The following is a 17,464-nucleotide window of genomic DNA, read 5'->3' as shown; positions in this document are numbered from 1 at the left end:
ACTCTCACCTCACTATACTGCCGTATGCTTCTTTGTCACTGGAGTTACTTTCTTTCCGTAAAGCATTTCATAAGCAGCAATCAGACGCTTTCTTGTTGCGTCCGGCTCGATGATGTCATCTATATATCCTCTCTTTGCAGCTGCTAATGCACTGCTCTGTCCCTCTGCATATTCCGCAGTTTTCTCTGCAATCAGTGCCATCTTATCATCATCTGCATCAATTTCCTCTGCATACATGATACGGACTGCCTGTTCTGCATCCATCATTCCTACAGATGCCTGTGGCCATGCCAGAACAAAGTCAGCACCGATAGCTTTGGAATTCATTACTTCCGCAGCAGTTCCATAAGCCGCACCTGCAATGAGATTAACACGAGGTACACTAACCTGTGCAAGTGTTGTCGTAAACTTCGCTAATGCGAGTGCCTGCTTTCTCTCCTCATGTGCGTTGGCACGAAGCCCTGTCACATTCGTCACTGTAAGAAGTGGAATCGCAAATGCATCACAGAACTTAATAAATCTTTCTGCTTTTTCAAGACCATTCCTTGTTAAAACAGCCTCTCCGTCTACCGGCTGGTTTGCAACGGCACCTACCGTCTCGCCGTTCAAACGGATAAATGCGGTTACCATCTCTTTTGCATACATTGCCTTTGTCTCTATATACATACCGCTATCAGAAACAGACTTTAAAATAGCAGCCGCATCATAAGCTGCATCATTCAACTCAGGAATAATTCTGTTTAAATCATCATCGTTATCAAAGTATGCATCTTCCGCTTCATAATCAGAAGGAAGTACATCAACAAGAATTCGAAGCTGTTCAAGAAGATCTTCCTCTGTTTCACAGACAAAATCTACATTGCCAGCCTGCTCAGACTGGAACTGCGCTCCCGCTGTATTCTGACGGGATTCTTCATTCCCTGCTAATGCATTCGGACTGTTGATAAAGAGACTGCCGTTCTCCTTCTCCATCAATGTAAAATCAGACATAGCGGACATTACGGCACTTCCTCCTCCACACATTCCAAATACTGCAGAAATCTGTGGAATCATTCCGGATGCCTGTGCCTGTTTATTAAAAATAGTTCCGAAAGCATGAAGTGCATCTGTCGCTTCCTGTAACCGAAGTCCTGCACAGTCAAGCATTCCAATAATCGGTGCCCCTGTCTTCATCGCCAAATCATAAAGGGAAGAAATCTTCTTCGCATGCATCTCACCGACAGAACCGCCCAGTGCAGAAACATCCTGACTGTAAACATAAACCATACGGTCATTAATTACTCCATAGCCAGTGATAACACCATCACCTTCCACCTTGTTCGCACCGAGATTATAATCGGTATTACGAGCAGAAACATATCCGCCAACTTCCACAAAACTGTGGTCATCAAACAGATAGTCAATACGCTCTCTGGCATTCATCTTTGAATTACCCATATTCTTTCCTCCATAAAAAATACTATATTGTATACGTTGTTACTCTTTCATTCTATGTAATAATAACAAATTATTATCATAATAGCAACTATTTTCTGTTAGTTATTTAACATTTATTTTATTTCACACCATCTACTAAACAAACTAAAGATTATGCCTAGTTGCAATTTTTTTAACAATTCTTTCGATTTTCTTTCCTATTCTTATATTTTTTTCAAACAAACTTTCATTCTCTTCTCTTTAACTGTAAAAAAATCCATAATTACTGTTTTTATCTATTTTTATATTGTTATTTTGTTAACATTAATTAACATCTCATTACCATCCTACCCCGTCCACTTTTTTCGTCATTTTACACAAAATAGTTTCAGTATCAAAACATACTTCCGTCTTTCTATATAATTCCATTTGTAATTCAATCTTTTCAAACAAACGAACATCAAGATTTTATACACCATATTAAATCAAAGATTTAGTATCCAAAATCAATTTTGAACTATTTTTGTCAAACTTTTTTCATAAACCAATAATGCTTCCTTTCGTTTTATGCAACTGTATATGCTACCACGAAGTATTTTTCTAAAAAAAATCAGAAAAAAAATTATAAACCGCAAGAAAAACCTGTGATTTTGCACAATCAGTTCTTTATTTTTTCATCATAAACAGGTATAATATACAAAACAAAGTTTTTCTATTACATGTAAAGGGGGATATTCCATGGAAAACCGTAAAATTGAATTTCGTTCAAAAACCTGTAACCTGCACATCTCTGCCTATCCGGGACATTTTGCAACAAAACACTCCCACGTTAACTACTTCTTAGATATGACAACGTTAAAAATACGTCAGTCTAACGCAGAAGAAGCAGCAAAAGCTTTAGTTCCACTTTACAAACATAACACTGTCGTCGATACGATCGTATGTCTTGACGGAACAGAAGTAATCGGAGCCTTCCTTGCAGAAAAGCTGACAGAGAGTGGATTCTTCTCCTATAACCAGCATAAGTCTATCTATATCGTTACTCCTGAAATTGATACGGATGGACAGATGTTCTTCCGCAAAAATATCCAGCCAATGATCAAAGACAGAAATATTATCATTTTAATGGCCTCCATCACAACCGGTATCACAATCAACCGAAGCTGGGAATGTATTGAATATTATGGCGGTAAACTGCAGGGAATCTCTGCGATTTTCAGTGCCATCTCTGAATACGGCAACCTTCCTGTAAATGCATTGTTTACTACGAATGATATTCCTTCCTATCACACATATAGCAAACATGACTGCCCATATTGCAATAATGGACAAAAAATCGATGCGCTTGTAAACGGACATGGGTATTCCGAATTATTATAACTACTAATTTTGTAGATTTCGTATAGACGAAAAAAGAAATACTGGCATATCCCATCTGCTCTATAGTCGCTGTGTTTAAAATGCTCGTTCGCATCTTAAACACGCTCCGAAGCCGCATCTGGGATATGCCAGTATTTCTTTTTTCTGACTATACTAAATCCACAGTTGGTGAGAATGGGGGATTGCCCAGAAGGCTATGATTTTTAATCAAAGAACTATTCCGCATAAGAAAATAGCAATAGAGGTCAAAGCCTTCCGATTTACTATTTCATTCATTTAGAAGGAGACAGACGAAAATAAAAAGAATAGACCATAGGAAATGTAAAGATATCACTGCGTAGAAAATGCCTGTTCGGCATTTTTACTTGCTCTCACATTACATTTCCTATGGTCTATTCTTTTTATTTTCTGCTTGCTTGCTCCAGAAGGAAGAAATTCAATAGTCTTTGGGAAGGAAAGGGGGGAGCGGTCAGAAGATTGTGACTTATTCTGATTTCATCTCCACTATTCTGAACCTTTTTTCAAGTTTCACTAATGATAAGATGATACCGCATGCTATCACTGTACATGATAAATTTATCATTATAAAAGAAAATAATCTTCTGAACATTCAAGAATGCCCCGGCATTCTTGCTACGAGAGGTGGGAGTCATCTCACATCTGATATACCTTTCGAGCAAGCAGGAGTTTCCTGACTTCTCCCCCTTCCCTCCCCAAAGGCGATTACATTCATCCCTTCTGGAGCCAAAACACAGAAAAAAGGAACCATGCCATATCCCAGATGCGGCTTCGGAGCGGGTTTAAGATGCGGATGAGCATCTTAAACACAGCGACTACAGAGCAGATGGGATATGGCATGGTTCCTTTTTTCGTCTGTTTTCCCCTAATGAATCGTAATCCATTTCAAAATTTTGCTTTGGGCTTCTACGAATTGTTCATATTCTTCCCGGCTGTTTTGCTGATATTCCAGTGTGACATACTTTGGTGCTACGCGCTCTACAAATTCCCGGACACCTTCTCCGATAAAAGGCTGATGCAGATCAATATGACAGGCATGGTCATATGCAAGGCGAAATAGTTCATAAAATGGAATCTTATCAAAGTCTATCGGATGTTCTCTCCATTCTTTTCGCTGTTTTCTTACATAATCCCCTCCAAGTGACAGCTGCAGGTGCATTCCTTTAAACCAGTGGAGCATCTGTGCTTTTTCGTATTTGTCTATCATTTTATTCAGATATGCTACGGCATCTTCCGGAGTCTTTAGCTGTGTTGTTGTATTCATATAATGCCCGGTATCGAGCATGATTCCCTTTTTTTGTGTATGCATTCCTTCTATAAGCCGGCGGGTGAGGCGGACATTTTTCAAGGTAAGACCGCTCCACCAGAGATTCTCTACAAGAAAGTCGAATGGATATTCTTTTTCATCAAGGAGGGGATTGATGACCTCTAAGCTTGCATCAATCACTTCTTTATCTGTATAGCGGTATTTATAAATATAGCTCTCCCGAAGTGTCACTTCTGAAACATGGAAAACTACATACTTTGCTCCAACTTGTTCTGCATAGGCAAGATCGTCCCGCAAACTGTTCAGATAAGATTCCCTGCTCATTCCTCCAAAGTATTCCAGCCACTGCTCTCTTGAATCAAATTCCTGATCTAGGCGTTCATAATTCCCTTTCCACCAGTCCATCCAGAAAATATGAAAATACAGATGTACCCCGTTCACCATATCCGGCAGAATCTTTCCTTCATCTGGCTCGCCTGCCCGAATCACTTCCAGTCCATTTAATCCTCGTGACTCATAAGACTTTCTGATATCTTCACTATCTTTATAACGATTTAGCATCCCTTCATAAATTGAAAAATTCATGGAACGACATTCTGGTATTTTTTGCATAGTTTCCCCCTTCAATCTCGTATACTCTCAGAATCTTTCTAAGAATACATTTTATCTATACTTATCATCTATACTTATTTCAAAAATACCCCTGCATTCTGGCAATCTTTCTGAAATTCAAAAATGCCCCAGCTATTCATCTCATCAGATCATATTTTATTTTTATCCGCTGCAGCTTTTCCAACAATGGCTTTGCTCCAATCCACAGAAAAATAAATGTAGAACTGGCATGAACAAGATCTACCGGAATACCTGAAATATAGATTGCAAGCAGTCCTTCCCATGTAAAATCATACACACTCATAAAGAGAGCCGCTGGATTCATGATTCCTCCATAAATGAACACCGTCACAAGGAATCCATATATACAAAGGCTGAACCGTTTGGTCGGAAGCAGTCCTATCCGATAAAGGATTCCTGACAAAAATCCGATAAAACCCATCGCAAACATCTGCCATGGGGTCCATGGTCCCTGCCCAAATAAGAAGTTGCTGACTACCATCGTCATGGCACCAACTAAGAATCCTGCTTCGCCACCAAATGCGATTGCACTGATGATCACGATTGCTATAATCGGCTTAAAGCTCGGTATCATAAAAAATGCTGCCCGGCCGGCGGTTGCCAGTGCGACCATTGTTGCAAGAACAACTAGCTCTCTCACCTGAGGTTTTCGTCCCTCAAATACCATAAAAAACGGTAATAACGAGTATATAATGATTACCAGGCTAATAAAATAATACTTTCTTGGACCAAAAATCTTTTCAAATATTGTGCCAACGGCGGCAACATCCATAACATAAAATCCGACAGCAATTGTGAGGGGAATCGCTACAAGCAAGAGAAAGAGACTTACTCTGGTACGAACAGAAAGCCTGCGTTTTTCCTGCTTTTTCCAGATTTCGGTATCCATCTCAAACATATCATTATCTAAAATGACATCTCCCGCCCTGCCTTCTCCTGACAAATCTCCTGCTAATTCTTTTAAAGCAGAAACTTTCCTGCTTTTTGGTAAAAAGATACGCTTTATCTTTGCAGGAATCGTATCTTCATTCACAATCGGAGAAGCGTAAAATTCTTTCAGGAACTCCTGACTTGATTTCCAGTCTGCCATTGTTCACACTCCTTTTTTAAGACATTCCACAACGTCCTCCTCGGTAACCGCCATGGGAAAATACCTTCTAGCCATTCGGTTTGCCGCTGTTGTATAAAAATTATTTCCGGCAAAGAATTCTCCCGGAGTTCCACATGCCACAATATTTCCATCAAAAAATAAACCACATCGGTCTGCATAAGAAGCGCAGAACTCAATATCATGAGAAATCATAAAAACAGTTACGCCCTGCTCTTTGAGTAATGCCAGTATTCCGGCAAATTCTTTTTTAAAATAGCTGTCAAGTCCTTTGGTCGGTTCATCCATTAACAAAAGCTTTGGCCGCAATAACAAAATCTTAGCCAGGGCAAGCCTCTGCTGCTCTCCCCCGCTTAAGTCATACGGATGACGATGCAGTAATTCTTCCAAATGTGTTACCTTAATGATTCCTTCCACCGCATCCTTTTTATCCATGGCAAGCTGATATTCTTCATCCTTTTTCTCTTTTACACCGCCTACCATTTCAAACAGTTCTAATTCCACACTTTTCTTTACAAAAAGAGACTGTGGGTTTTGCGGCAGTACTCCAAGGAAATTGCGGAACAGTTCTTTATCGTTGTAACGACGGATATCCTTACCTTCTAAAAGTACTTTTCCACGATATGGCTTTCTCAAACGGCTCAAAAGTGAAAGTGTTGTTGACTTCCCGGTTCCATTTCCTCCAAGCAACGCAAAGAATTCTCCTCTCTTTAAGGAAAAGCTTAGTCCCTTTACGACATCCGGCAGTTCTTTATCATAGCGGAACCACAGATCATCACACGCTAAGATGATATCTTCTTTTTTCTCTTTAAACTTTTCTGTAATCTTAGAAAAAGAAGATTTTCCTTTTTGGGAATCACTCTCTTTTCTATATGAAGAAGATGCATTTGCTGGTGAAATGCCTTTTTTCTTACAAACTATGTCCAGCCACTTTCGCCCGTCACGAACAGTAATCGGGCAGGGCTGCTCTGACTCTACTTTGGCATAAACCTGCATCGGTACCGGCATAGCTAAAAACATCTCATGATTGCGCTTCTTTAATTCTTCTCCGATTTCCGACGGTGTGCCAACACATAAAATCTGCCCTTCATCCATGACCACTACCCTGTCAGCAGAAGGAAATACTTCCTCTAAACGATGTTCCGTAAGAATAATTGTCGTTCCAAGATCACGATTAATCTTCTTTACTGTTTCCAAAAAATCAGAAGCTGCAATCGGATCAAGCTGAGAGGTCGGCTCATCAAGAATCAGCATATCCGGATGCATGGCCATGATAGATGCCAGATTCAAAAGCTGTTTCTGTCCTCCAGAAAGTTCCGATACATTTTTATAAAACCAGTCCTGAATCCCAAAATAACTTGCCATTTCCGCTACCCGGATACGGATATCTGCGTTACTGTATCCAAGGCTTTCCAAACCAAATGCCAGCTCATGCCACACTTTATCTGTCACGATCTGATTATCCGGATTCTGTAATACATAGCCAATCCTCTGACTCTGCTCCCGGTTACTCATCTCCCCGATTGGTACTCCCTGAAAAAAAATCTCTCCTTTTCGCTTTCCATGCGGCGTTAGGGGAGTCTTTAAATGTGTCAGAAGTGTACTCTTTCCACATCCACTCTTTCCGCAAAGAACAAGGAATTCCCCGTCCTCCACATGCAAAGAAACATGATTTAGCGCCCTCTTTTTTTCTTCTGGATAAGCAAAACACAAATCATTGATTTCTAATATACTATTTTTCTTTTCTGACAAACCATTCGCTGTCACCCTGCACCTCCAAACTTGCTTTTTATCTCCTGTATATACGGCTATTCAACTTCCCACAAACGGTACCCAGCCGGTGCTGCACTTTCTACCTGTCCTCTTCTCGCCTTCCACATCCTTCGGTCTAAAATCTCCATCGCTGCTGGCATGATACTAAACAATAAAAAAGCGGCAAAGACAATCAGGCTGCCTGCTGTAAAGGGTACTCCCTTTACAACGATCCGAGGATTATAAGAACAAAATGCATACCCCTTTGAAAAGCCCCACATCGCTGCTCCGAATGTAATGATCATAAAAATAAGGCACAAAAAATCCCTTTTATCGAAATGATATAAGGAAAAGGCGGTTCTGCCCTTCTCTCCATATCCCCGGCACTTCATTGAATCCGATGTTTCAATCGCATTCTCCAAAGACCAGGTAACCAGAATCGAAAAAATCGTAATCCCATGCTTTGCTCTCTTAATAAGGCTCCCATTCTCTACACTTCGTCCGACACACTTTTGCCCATCAGAAATAACAGATGCTTCTTTGATAAACTTCGGTACAAAGCGAAGGCACATGGAAAGTACTAAAGAAAGCGCCGGGATGATCCTTCCAAAAAGATAAATAAACTTATCTGATGTCATAACAACTGTGTAGCAGGAAAACCATACAAGAGTACATACCAGCATCACTGCCATCACAAGACCGTACACACAACTTTCTAATGTAAACGGATTTCCATTATGAAGATATCCTATAATCGTTACTCCATAATGATTAAACATCGGATTGATCAGGGCAACAATAATCATCATCGGTAATGAGAAGAGCAGATTAAACTTTACCGTCTTTTTCCATCCTTTTAAAACAACGGAATACGCAACGGCGCATATAAATGAAATTGCCAGAATCACAGGGTGAACGACAAACATCGTCACCCCGATCGTCCCACAAAAATACAGCATATTTAAAACAGGATGATATGTAGAAAATGTATCTTTCATCTAAATCAAATCTCCATTACATCAAATTTCTATTATATTAAATCTTTATTATATCAAATCTTTATTTCATACATCCTTAATACATCGAATTATCTCCAACATCTTTACCAAGATTACATGTATAAACCCAGTTGATCACATCGCCGTCCTGTACCGTATACTTACTGCATCCGTAGTTAGGAAACCAGCCATTCACGTTATACATCCATCCGGAAAGCTGTCCGCAGTCGAATTCATACAGATTATTAATTCCTTCCACATAAGCTGAATTATAAGCCGGTGTAAAAGAAGACTCCATCTGGATTCCTGCATCCTTACATACACGCTGTAATACGTCATGTACAGACTCTCCTTCCGTAAATTCTACCTCGGAAGCCGCCAGAATCCATCCATCAGAAGGAACAAATTCTTCCTTGCCACTTTTTAAATCACTCATGTTATTAAGAATCGTCGCGCAGCTGATTGAAATCGTACACGTATGGGAAGAACCTGAAACTTCTTCATCGTTTGCAACATCCTGCTTACCTGAAGAACCAGAGGAAGAAGCGCCTCCATCAGAAACATCTCCACTTCCTGAACTGCCTTCTTCATTATAGGAATTCTCTCCTGAATTCTCCGATTCATCACTTCCTTCCGATTCACTGTTCGTTGTTCCGTTTTCCGCCTTATTCGCCGATGCCGCACCTTTATTCTGCTGCTCCGTAATTCCTCCAATAATATAACAATCTCCATCCAGTGAAGTAACACTCATTTTTAAAGAGGTCGTTCCTTCTTTTGGCTTCGTATCTTTCTTTGCCTGTGTTGTACTTTCTGCGGTTTTGTCCGAAGAATCTTCCTCTTCTGTCTCTGTATCCTGCGTCTTTTTATCCTGTTTCTTTGCATTCTCTTCCTTCACCTGTGCTGTTACCACAACATCGCTCATCCTTGCAAGCTTTCCAGACTGCTCTTTTACAAGATATGCAGAATTGGACTGCCACGCTTCCGGAAGCTGTACCTCTAAATCTGGTACACAGATCAGCCCTTTCCCATACATCGTCATCTTCAATGCATCATTGGCATTGTTTGCCTGCTTCTTTAAATCATCAAGATCTTTCTCTGAAAAATCAATCTTTAAATTCTGATCTGCCGGATTCTGAATCTTTGAACAGTCATACGTCCAGATATATGTAATTCCATCATCTGTTGTCCCCTTAAACTGTACCTTTTTATTTTCTCCGGCAACCGTCTTAAACTGTTCCTTTGTAATAACCCCATCTTCCGGAATGGTATTCACATCTGCAAGTGTCTCTGTCTTATCCGTCTTTTTATCAGAAGAACTGTCTCCACTCCCGGACTTTCCACAGCCCGTTGAAACAATCAGCAGCATACTCATAAGTAATGCCAGAATAACATGTACCAGTCCTCTTTTTCTTTTCATAGTAACACCTTCCTTTTTCTTTTTCTGTACTCTGCAAAAGTCTCTACTCTGCTTTTCCACCTTTCATCACTTTCTTTAATAATCCTGCAATACCACGACGCTTTTTATATAAAACAAATCCCAACGCTTCCACTGCCACAAGTCCCGCAGCACCTCCGGCTACAGGTAATGCCACCGAACGGATTCCATCTGCTTTAGAACGATCTCCCTCATCAGACACCCCTGTATCTTCCTGCGCTGTATCCGTCTCGCTTTCTGCACTATTCGTTTCCGGCACATAATTATCTCCACTAAAACTCCAGCCACCCGTTGTTGCCTCCGCTGCAGTATTCTTTTTCTTTGCGGTAGTAGTTTCACTGCTTCCTGAAGAAAGCTTCTTCGTCGTTCCCGATGTGGCAGGAACAGAAGTACGGGAACTTCCTGTACTTGAAGCTGCCGGTGTCGTGATCTGCCTTGTCTGGCTTGTTGCCGCCGTTGATGCTATTGTAGTCTTTTTATCTGTTGTTTCCGGAGCTGTTACGACAACCTTGCAGACTGCCTTCTTTCCGCTTCCATCCGTCGCCTTTACAGTAATCGTCACAGTCCCTGCTTTCTTTCCTGTCACCTTTCCCTTTGCATTTACCGTTGCAATCTTTTTATTAGAAGAAGACCATTTCACTGACTTCTTCGTGGCATTTGACGGAGAAACCGTCGCTTTTAACGTCTTGCTCTTTCCTTTTGTAAGATAAATCGTACTATAATTTAACCCCACTTTTATTACCTTTACTTTAGAAGCTGCCGGTTTTGTTTCTGTCTTTTTTGCTGTCGTTGAAGAAGAATTCCCTCCACTATTACTCCCCGTATCAATCGTCGGACTGACTACCGGCTTCGTTCCTGCCGAAATAGCCACATCACTCATATCATAAAGAAATGTCTCTCCATCCAAAAATCTACGGTAAGCAACTGTTGCATACAATCCCTGTTCCGTTGCCATTCCATCGATAATGCCACCGGCACCGCCACCATTATTCCCGGCATCAGCAGCTACATGCATAAATCCCCCTTCTGATTCCCCTTCTGGCATATAATACTGGAATAATCCTGTCATCGGCCATTTCCCATTCTTAATAAAACGGGCATCTTCCCCACAATCTATTCCCACGCCACAAAGAGCTGTGATAATCTGTGCCACACTTTCCGAAGTTTCTGTATTCATCGTACCAAAACCACCACTGGAAAGCTGATTCTTTTCTATCCACGCAAGACCCTTGTTAATTGCCGCTGTAACATCCTCATATCCATCTTTATTATAATAAGAAGCCAGTGCCTGCATCGCCATTCCCGTCATATCAGAATCTCCGGTTGGCCCCATCATCGTCCAGCCACCATCCTGACACTGCATCCCTACAACCTTCTTAACAAGTAACTCCTCTGAGTTTTGCTGCACTGCAGAAGGGTCTTTTGGAATCTCATATGCCGGATTACTCTTTAATGCGATCAAAGCCCAAATCGTGCCGTTATTCCCCTGTCTGCTTACATTCTCATAATCTGACAGATACGCTAACAGATTATGTCCCATCACATCTCTTGCATCAACACCAATCGCTGTTAATGCAAGAATAAGCTTTGAATAATCCGAATACTTTGCTCTTGTAATCTGCCAGTCCTTGCTCTCACAGTATGCGATCACATTGCTGTAAAAAAGATTTATATAAGATTCCGGCACATACAGCCCACTCCTTTTTAAACCAATAACATTCCATATGCTACTGTAATCCGGCTTCGTATCTTTACTTAAGATATAGCTTCTTACCTTAGATAAAACCGTATCAATATCCGGGCTTAAGACTTCCGCCTCTGCTTCCGTCTGCACTGCCACTCCTGATTCATCAGACTGTCCCTGTGCCGCATCTTCCTCTGCACCCCAAGCATAAAAACCATAACTTCTTCCAAGCTGCAAATTCTTACGGACAATCTTTCTCTCTTTTTTTGTTAATGTCTGCTCTTGTGTACTTTCCTGTACATCTGCCTCTGTACTTGCTGATGCATCTGCATCTTCCCTGGTCTGCTGCTCCTCCTCTTCCGAAGACTCCGTCTCCTCCCTTTCTGATGTCTCACTTTCTGACGTCTCACTTTCTGACATAGAAAAATCGCCTGTACTCTCTGCAGCAGAAGCTGCCGCGGCCGGTTCTGCCCCATTATCTGCCGCATATGCATAGTATGGAACTATAAATGCCACAAGCAGAGCAAAAAGTACAAGCGATATACATTTTCTTTTTAACCTTTGATACATCTTGTTCATTCTACCCTCTCCTTCACTCATTTTACAAAATATCCAAGAGAAATTGAGAGTTTTCCGTAGAAAAGAAAGGCCCATGCATTAGGTGCACAGGCCAAATACTTTTATAAAACTGTTACATTCTCCAGCCCAGATATTTGTTTTCATTCTAAAATCAAATGGCTGGCAATTCAGAATGAAAATAAGGAGCGTTCCCTAAGTGAGCCTGAGAAGCAAGCCATGTACATATTATAACATAGACTTTTAAAAAAATATGCCAACCAGACGGGTGTATTTGCTTCATTTTAGGAAATTAAGCGGGTAAAATTGTCCTGCAATTATTTCACCTTCATTTTCTTTACATTTGAGTAATTACCGTAATAAGTTGTTCCTCCTGCTTTACGATAAGTACGGATCTTGAAGTAATAAGTTTTCTTTTTCTTTAGCTTTCCAACTTTATAAGTCACTGTCTTATTCTTGGTAATTGTCTTCACTTTCTTATAGCCGCTGTTTTTCTTCATGGACTGGTATACTTCGTAGCCAGTTGCATTTTTTACTTTCTTCCATGTAAGCTTCGCCTGATTCTTTTTCAGCTTCTTAATGGATTTTATAGATGTTTTAGATGGGGTGTATTTCTTTTTCAGAGCTTCCTGCTGAGCTTTCTTTTTCGCGGCTTCTTCGGCTGCTTTCTTTTTCGCTTCTTCTGCCTTTTTCTTTGCCTCATCCTGGGTTTTCTCAGCGTTATAATCATCGACCCAATTTGACACCAAACTTTCAGCCTGTGAGAAGCTTTCTTGTGTACTGTCTAAATCAGAGACAATTTTTACCGCTTTTTGATATATCCTTTCTCCATCTGCATCTTTCTTTTCATTTAATGCCTGTCTCATAAGTGCCAGATTTTTGGTAATATTATCCTTATTAGGAAGTTGTAAAGCATTAGGACATGTTGTATCCCCTAAATCTCCACCTAATCCATAAAGTGTGAATTGATATCTCACAACATCTCCATCCTGCACTTTTGTATTTCCCATCCCGATTCCTGGATTTTTTCCGTTTATAAAATAATACCATCCAGCCTGTTCAGAATAGGAAAATTGATATAGACCTTTCGTGTCTGCGTTCGGATTATCCTTATGATTTACATTTGTCGGTGGATTTCCAGACATATTCTGAATACATTGTGGAATATTTAATATTCCTGTATCTGCATTATCTATCCCTTCAAGATAAAAACCATACATTGAATGTATCGTTGCACTATAAGTATATCCCTTTTCCTTTAACAACTTACATATAATATCAGAATAATAATCACCTTTTTTAAAATGTACTACCTCTGGCTCTATTAAATATCCCTGTCCTACAGTAAATCTTTCCACTGATACGTAGATTGTTCCTCCATCGGATGCCATTACATTCTTATCAGCAAAAAGGAATATTCCAAAGAAAAATATTACTGACCATAGTATTGTTATCTTTTTTTTATTCAAATAGTCATCTCCTTACTTTATTCTAATAACTTTAGGCTTAGAGTATTTTCCATAAACTTTTACATTTTTTATGGTTTTATACGCTCTAATTTTAAAGAAATATTTACCATTTTTCAGCTTCTTTGTAGTGAAACTTATCTTATTTACTCCATTTATTTTTTTCTCAAGTATATATTTCCCTTTTGGAGATGATTTCACCCAAATTTGATAACCATTACTTCCTTTTATCTTATTCCAGCGTAGTCTTACCCTCTTTCCTGCAACTGTGGTTGTTTTACGCAAAACAACTTTTTCTGGCGCAGTTGAAGCAATAATTTTTTCTGATTTTATAGTAACTTTCTTCTTAGATTGAACAACGTATGCTTTCACCATAACACGATACTTTGTTGCACTGGAAAGTTTCTTATTTCTAAAAGATTTTATCGTGTATGATGTTTTACCTTTTGAAACATTTGCTATTACTTTATATTTTTTTGTCTTTGTATTATACAGGGATACCTGATATCCATTTGCTTTAGAAATAGCATTCCATGTTAATTTTATTTGTTTGGTAGTTGATTTAAATTTAACTTCCAATTTGTTTACATTAATATTTTTATCAGGAACAGGCTGTACATCTTCATTGCTATTTTCTAATTCTTTAATTGCCTTTTCTGCATTTGCTAAAACATCTATGTTTTTTACAAGTTTCTTTTGTTCTTCATCCAAAGAATTATATGCTTTTCTTATACTTTCTATCTCTTTTTTATCCTTAATAGTTATCTCTTTCTTGAGATTATTAATTCTGTCACAAATATCATCTACCTGTAATTTTTTAATCTCTTCCGATGCTTTTACAAGTTTATCGGCATCTGTAACATAAAAACGATATTCTTCTTTAATAGATTCATATTTTTTCTTTAAATCAAAAATCTTATCCGCATCCTTTAAAGCAACTTTATCACCTAAATTATTAATTTCCTCATTAACTTCATCAATTGCTTTTCCTGTATCATAAGAATCACAGAATTTAAGATGCTCATTATATTCTTCACTAACATTTGCCATTGCTTTATAAAGAACAAAATACTCGTTTCCAAAACCACTTTCCTTATCCTGTACTTCTTTTGCTGCATTAATTGCTTTATTTAATTCTTCCTTTTCCTCTGCTGTTGCATTAGAAGTATCAAGCCTTTCTGCGTTTGCAATTAAAGCTTTTAATTTTTCCTGCGTTAATCTATAAGATGCCCAGACACTTCTCTGATTTACTATATCTCCAAGACCTATGATTGCATCCTTACAATAACGGTCATTATATGTAGTGCTTCCATTAAATTGGAACATTCCGTTACTGTCCATATATAATTTTTTAAATTGATCAAGGAAGCTACCTTTATCTGTACTATAATATTCCAGATTAACTCCTGTTGAAGCAATCGCTGTTGCGTAGCATCCATTTGTATAGGCATTACCCCAAACTCCATTTTCTGTCTGTGTTTCTTTCAATGAGAGCGCAATAGGTAAAAATTCTTCAAACGGAATTTCATCTGATACAGCCGAAACACACCATGCTCTAATATCATCACCCTGACTATTAGCCTTCGCACTTTGAAGAACACTTTTAAGTAAAGAATCCTCAATCGGCTCTCCACAAGCTTTAAATGCCATTAATGCCCAACAATTGCTTGCAAATGGACCATAATTTCCATTCGCATCTTTACATTTTTTAAGTCCTTCCACATAATTTACTCCTTTGTAATTATATGGATTCTCTCCTGCCATAACAAGCTCTAAAATACAAGCTCCCCAATCTGTACCCTGAGTAAAGGAATGTGTACTTATATCATATACTGTAGCGCCTCTCATATCCGAATTGGTTGCTCTTGACATATACACTTCCCAATAGCCTCTATGTACAAGGTTTTTCTTCTCATCTACAGTACGTTTATCGTTCCATGCAGTAAGCATTTCTTTTGCTTTGGATATCTCTGTTTCGCTCTTCGCAAAAAGTGGAACTGTACCATCTTCATTTTCTTTAATAAAATAATATTTATTATTAGTAATTCCATCTGCCGCAACTACTTTCACAATATTAACCATCTCTGTGGTATCCATTGAATAATTGCCCTCTGCATCTGGTGTAACAAGTTTATCATTCACATAAACTTTAGTACCTTCTGCAGAAACTATGTTCATGCTTACATTGCCACTTGGAATATACTGATAAATTTTCTTATCCGATGTAAATGAAGTATCTTCTCCCGCTTCTTCTTTTCCATTACAGGTTTTTAATGATGCATTTTTAAAAGTAATCTTATTAACAGAAGCATCACTAGATGTTTGAAGAAGATGCATCTTATAATCTTTTTTGGTTCCATCAGATGCTGTGACTCTAACTTTAATAGAATCTTTTACTGAACCGTCCGCATTTGTAACCTTAGCTGCATGATACATACCAATCCAATCACCGCATGCTGTATAATTAGTAGCATCATCATCTAAAATTTCAACTGTTGCGCCGCCATCTGTAGGAATTAAACCAAGAATAATCTTATTATAAACTGTAGTTCCTGATTTTGGAAGCTGTAATGGCAATGCAATCGTATATTCATCGTTTTCTTGTTTAACTGGATATGAAGCCATAGCAATCCGAGAATCTCCTAATTGCGTTACTTCCACATATTTTAAAGAAGTCTCTGAATTTATTGATGGATTCCCTGTTTCTCCACCATCTCGATAAATAATATATGAATAATTTAAATATTTAGTATTAAATTCTTTTCCTGATAAAGTCAAACCTTCTTTAATTAAATTTGCATCTAATCCTGCTGTATTTCTAATATATCCTGAGTTCGCTCTTTCTACAGAAACATCTACAATGTTTAACCCAGCTTTTAATGGAATATTCTGAGACCAATTTTCTCCTAATCTGTCACCTGATGCATTTACTCTAGTATATTTTCCTCCATTCACTCTTACATAAGTCAAACCATCACTAAGCCAGCCCATTAATACACTTTTTTCATTGCTTAACACTCCTGATGCTTTGGAACTTTCTCTTAAACATTCGACAGAAACCTCTTTAGTATCCGCTCCGACTTTTACTACCTGTACTGTTTTAGACTCATTCTGAACAATCTGTCCATTATCTAAAACATAGTTATTAGTATAATCTTTTAATAAAATATTATTTTTTGCTGTTGTTTTTGCAACAAAAGCAAACATATATTCATATTCGTTTCCTTCATATTCCGCATTTACTCTTATAATACAAGAATTAATTCCTGTTTTTTTATCTCCCATTTTATAGGATATTTCGTATTCATTCCCATTTTGATTGACGGTTGGTTTATTTCCCACAACCTGCTCTATATCTCCAACTGTAAGATTCGTATCTGCTGTTAATTTAACATTTTCATTACATACTTTTCCCTTAAATACCAGCTCTTTTATTGCACCTATTCCATAATTATATTGAATAAAATATAATCTATTATCTCCATATGGCTTTGTTATTTCAATGCCCTTACTTGTATCATACCCCTCTACGGTATCTAACTGTAAAATATTATTTCTATTTACTTCTTCTGCATAAATATTTTGCTTACTACAAAATGCAAAGAAAAACAATACACTTATTAGAATAAAAAAATATTTTTGTCTTTTATCAATCTTCTCCATAGCTCTTTCCTTTTCTAAAAAGGGGCTGTCACAGTTACAATTATCAAAATATTACTGCGACACCCCTT

At 38.5% G+C, this 17,464-nt stretch carries 10 protein-coding genes; 1 reads left to right on the top strand and 9 read right to left on the bottom strand.

Going from position 1 to position 17,464, the window contains the following annotated elements:
- Positions 1-12: 12 nt before the first annotated feature.
- Entirely contained in the window at positions 13-1,437 is a 1,425-nt protein-coding gene (locus FYJ25_RS03605; RefSeq protein WP_154580551.1) for an acyl-CoA carboxylase subunit beta, read from the bottom strand.
- A gap of 717 nt (positions 1,438-2,154) precedes the next feature.
- Here FYJ25_RS03605 and FYJ25_RS03600 point away from each other — a divergent pair.
- Positions 2,155-2,796 carry an orotate phosphoribosyltransferase gene (locus FYJ25_RS03600; protein WP_154580550.1) on the top strand — a complete coding sequence of 214 codons (642 nt, stop codon included), beginning with the start codon at positions 2,155-2,157 and terminating at the stop codon, positions 2,794-2,796.
- A gap of 883 nt (positions 2,797-3,679) precedes the next feature.
- Here the strand turns inward: FYJ25_RS03600 and FYJ25_RS03595 are convergent.
- The 8 genes from FYJ25_RS03595 to FYJ25_RS03560 form a co-directional block, all read right to left on the bottom strand.
- On the bottom strand, positions 3,680-4,693 hold the full coding sequence (locus FYJ25_RS03595) for a TIM barrel protein (RefSeq protein WP_154580549.1): 1,014 nt from the start codon (positions 4,691-4,693) through the stop codon (positions 3,680-3,682).
- Positions 4,694-4,829: 136 nt separating this feature from the next.
- Positions 4,830-5,804 (bottom strand): ECF transporter S component, encoded by a 975-nt coding sequence (locus tag FYJ25_RS03590; RefSeq protein ID WP_154580548.1) that lies wholly within the window; start codon positions 5,802-5,804, stop codon positions 4,830-4,832.
- A gap of 3 nt (positions 5,805-5,807) precedes the next feature.
- Positions 5,808-7,589, bottom strand: a complete 1,782-nt coding sequence (locus FYJ25_RS03585; RefSeq protein ID WP_330578247.1) for an ABC transporter ATP-binding protein — start codon at positions 7,587-7,589, stop codon at positions 5,808-5,810.
- A gap of 41 nt (positions 7,590-7,630) precedes the next feature.
- Positions 7,631-8,572, bottom strand: coding sequence for an energy-coupling factor transporter transmembrane component T (locus FYJ25_RS03580; RefSeq protein WP_154580547.1), 942 nt, complete (start codon positions 8,570-8,572; stop codon positions 7,631-7,633).
- A gap of 76 nt (positions 8,573-8,648) precedes the next feature.
- On the bottom strand, positions 8,649-9,989 hold the full coding sequence (locus FYJ25_RS14580; RefSeq protein WP_243145675.1) for a DUF4430 domain-containing protein: 1,341 nt from the start codon (positions 9,987-9,989) through the stop codon (positions 8,649-8,651).
- Between the two features lie 43 nt (positions 9,990-10,032).
- Positions 10,033-12,270: an Ig-like domain-containing protein gene (locus FYJ25_RS03570; protein ID WP_167513766.1), complete on the bottom strand. Its 2,238-nt coding sequence runs from the start codon at positions 12,268-12,270 to the stop codon at positions 10,033-10,035.
- A 314-nt stretch (positions 12,271-12,584) separates the two neighbouring features.
- The gene (locus tag FYJ25_RS03565) at positions 12,585-13,736 is read right to left on the bottom strand and encodes a DUF4430 domain-containing protein (RefSeq protein WP_154580545.1); all 1,152 of its coding nucleotides are present in this window, start codon (positions 13,734-13,736) and stop codon (positions 12,585-12,587) included.
- A 12-nt stretch (positions 13,737-13,748) separates the two neighbouring features.
- The gene (locus tag FYJ25_RS03560; RefSeq protein WP_154580544.1) at positions 13,749-17,396 is read right to left on the bottom strand and encodes a hypothetical protein; all 3,648 of its coding nucleotides are present in this window, start codon (positions 17,394-17,396) and stop codon (positions 13,749-13,751) included.
- Positions 17,397-17,464 lie beyond the last annotated feature (68 nt).

This window comes from Anaerobutyricum soehngenii, assembly GCF_009697165.1.
Taxonomy (GTDB): domain Bacteria; phylum Bacillota; class Clostridia; order Lachnospirales; family Lachnospiraceae; genus Anaerobutyricum; species Anaerobutyricum soehngenii.
This window is presented reverse-complemented; position numbering and strand designations above follow the sequence as displayed.

What these genes read in the sequence shown, in the direction of transcription:
- FYJ25_RS03605 (WP_154580551.1), bottom strand. Translation starts at nt 1,437, where the DNA reads ATGGGTAATTCAAAGATGAATGCCAGAGAGCGTATTGACTATCTGTTT.
- FYJ25_RS03600 (WP_154580550.1), top strand. Translation starts at nt 2,155, where the DNA reads ATGGAAAACCGTAAAATTGAATTTCGTTCAAAAACCTGTAACCTGCAC.
- FYJ25_RS03595 (WP_154580549.1), bottom strand. Translation starts at nt 4,693, where the DNA reads ATGCAAAAAATACCAGAATGTCGTTCCATGAATTTTTCAATTTATGAA.
- FYJ25_RS03590 (WP_154580548.1), bottom strand. Translation starts at nt 5,804, where the DNA reads ATGGCAGACTGGAAATCAAGTCAGGAGTTCCTGAAAGAATTTTACGCT.
- FYJ25_RS03580 (WP_154580547.1), bottom strand. Translation starts at nt 8,572, where the DNA reads ATGAAAGATACATTTTCTACATATCATCCTGTTTTAAATATGCTGTAT.
- FYJ25_RS14580 (WP_243145675.1), bottom strand. Translation starts at nt 9,989, where the DNA reads ATGAAAAGAAAAAGAGGACTGGTACATGTTATTCTGGCATTACTTATG.
- FYJ25_RS03570 (WP_167513766.1), bottom strand. Translation starts at nt 12,270, where the DNA reads ATGAACAAGATGTATCAAAGGTTAAAAAGAAAATGTATATCGCTTGTA.
- FYJ25_RS03560 (WP_154580544.1), bottom strand. Translation starts at nt 17,396, where the DNA reads ATGGAGAAGATTGATAAAAGACAAAAATATTTTTTTATTCTAATAAGT.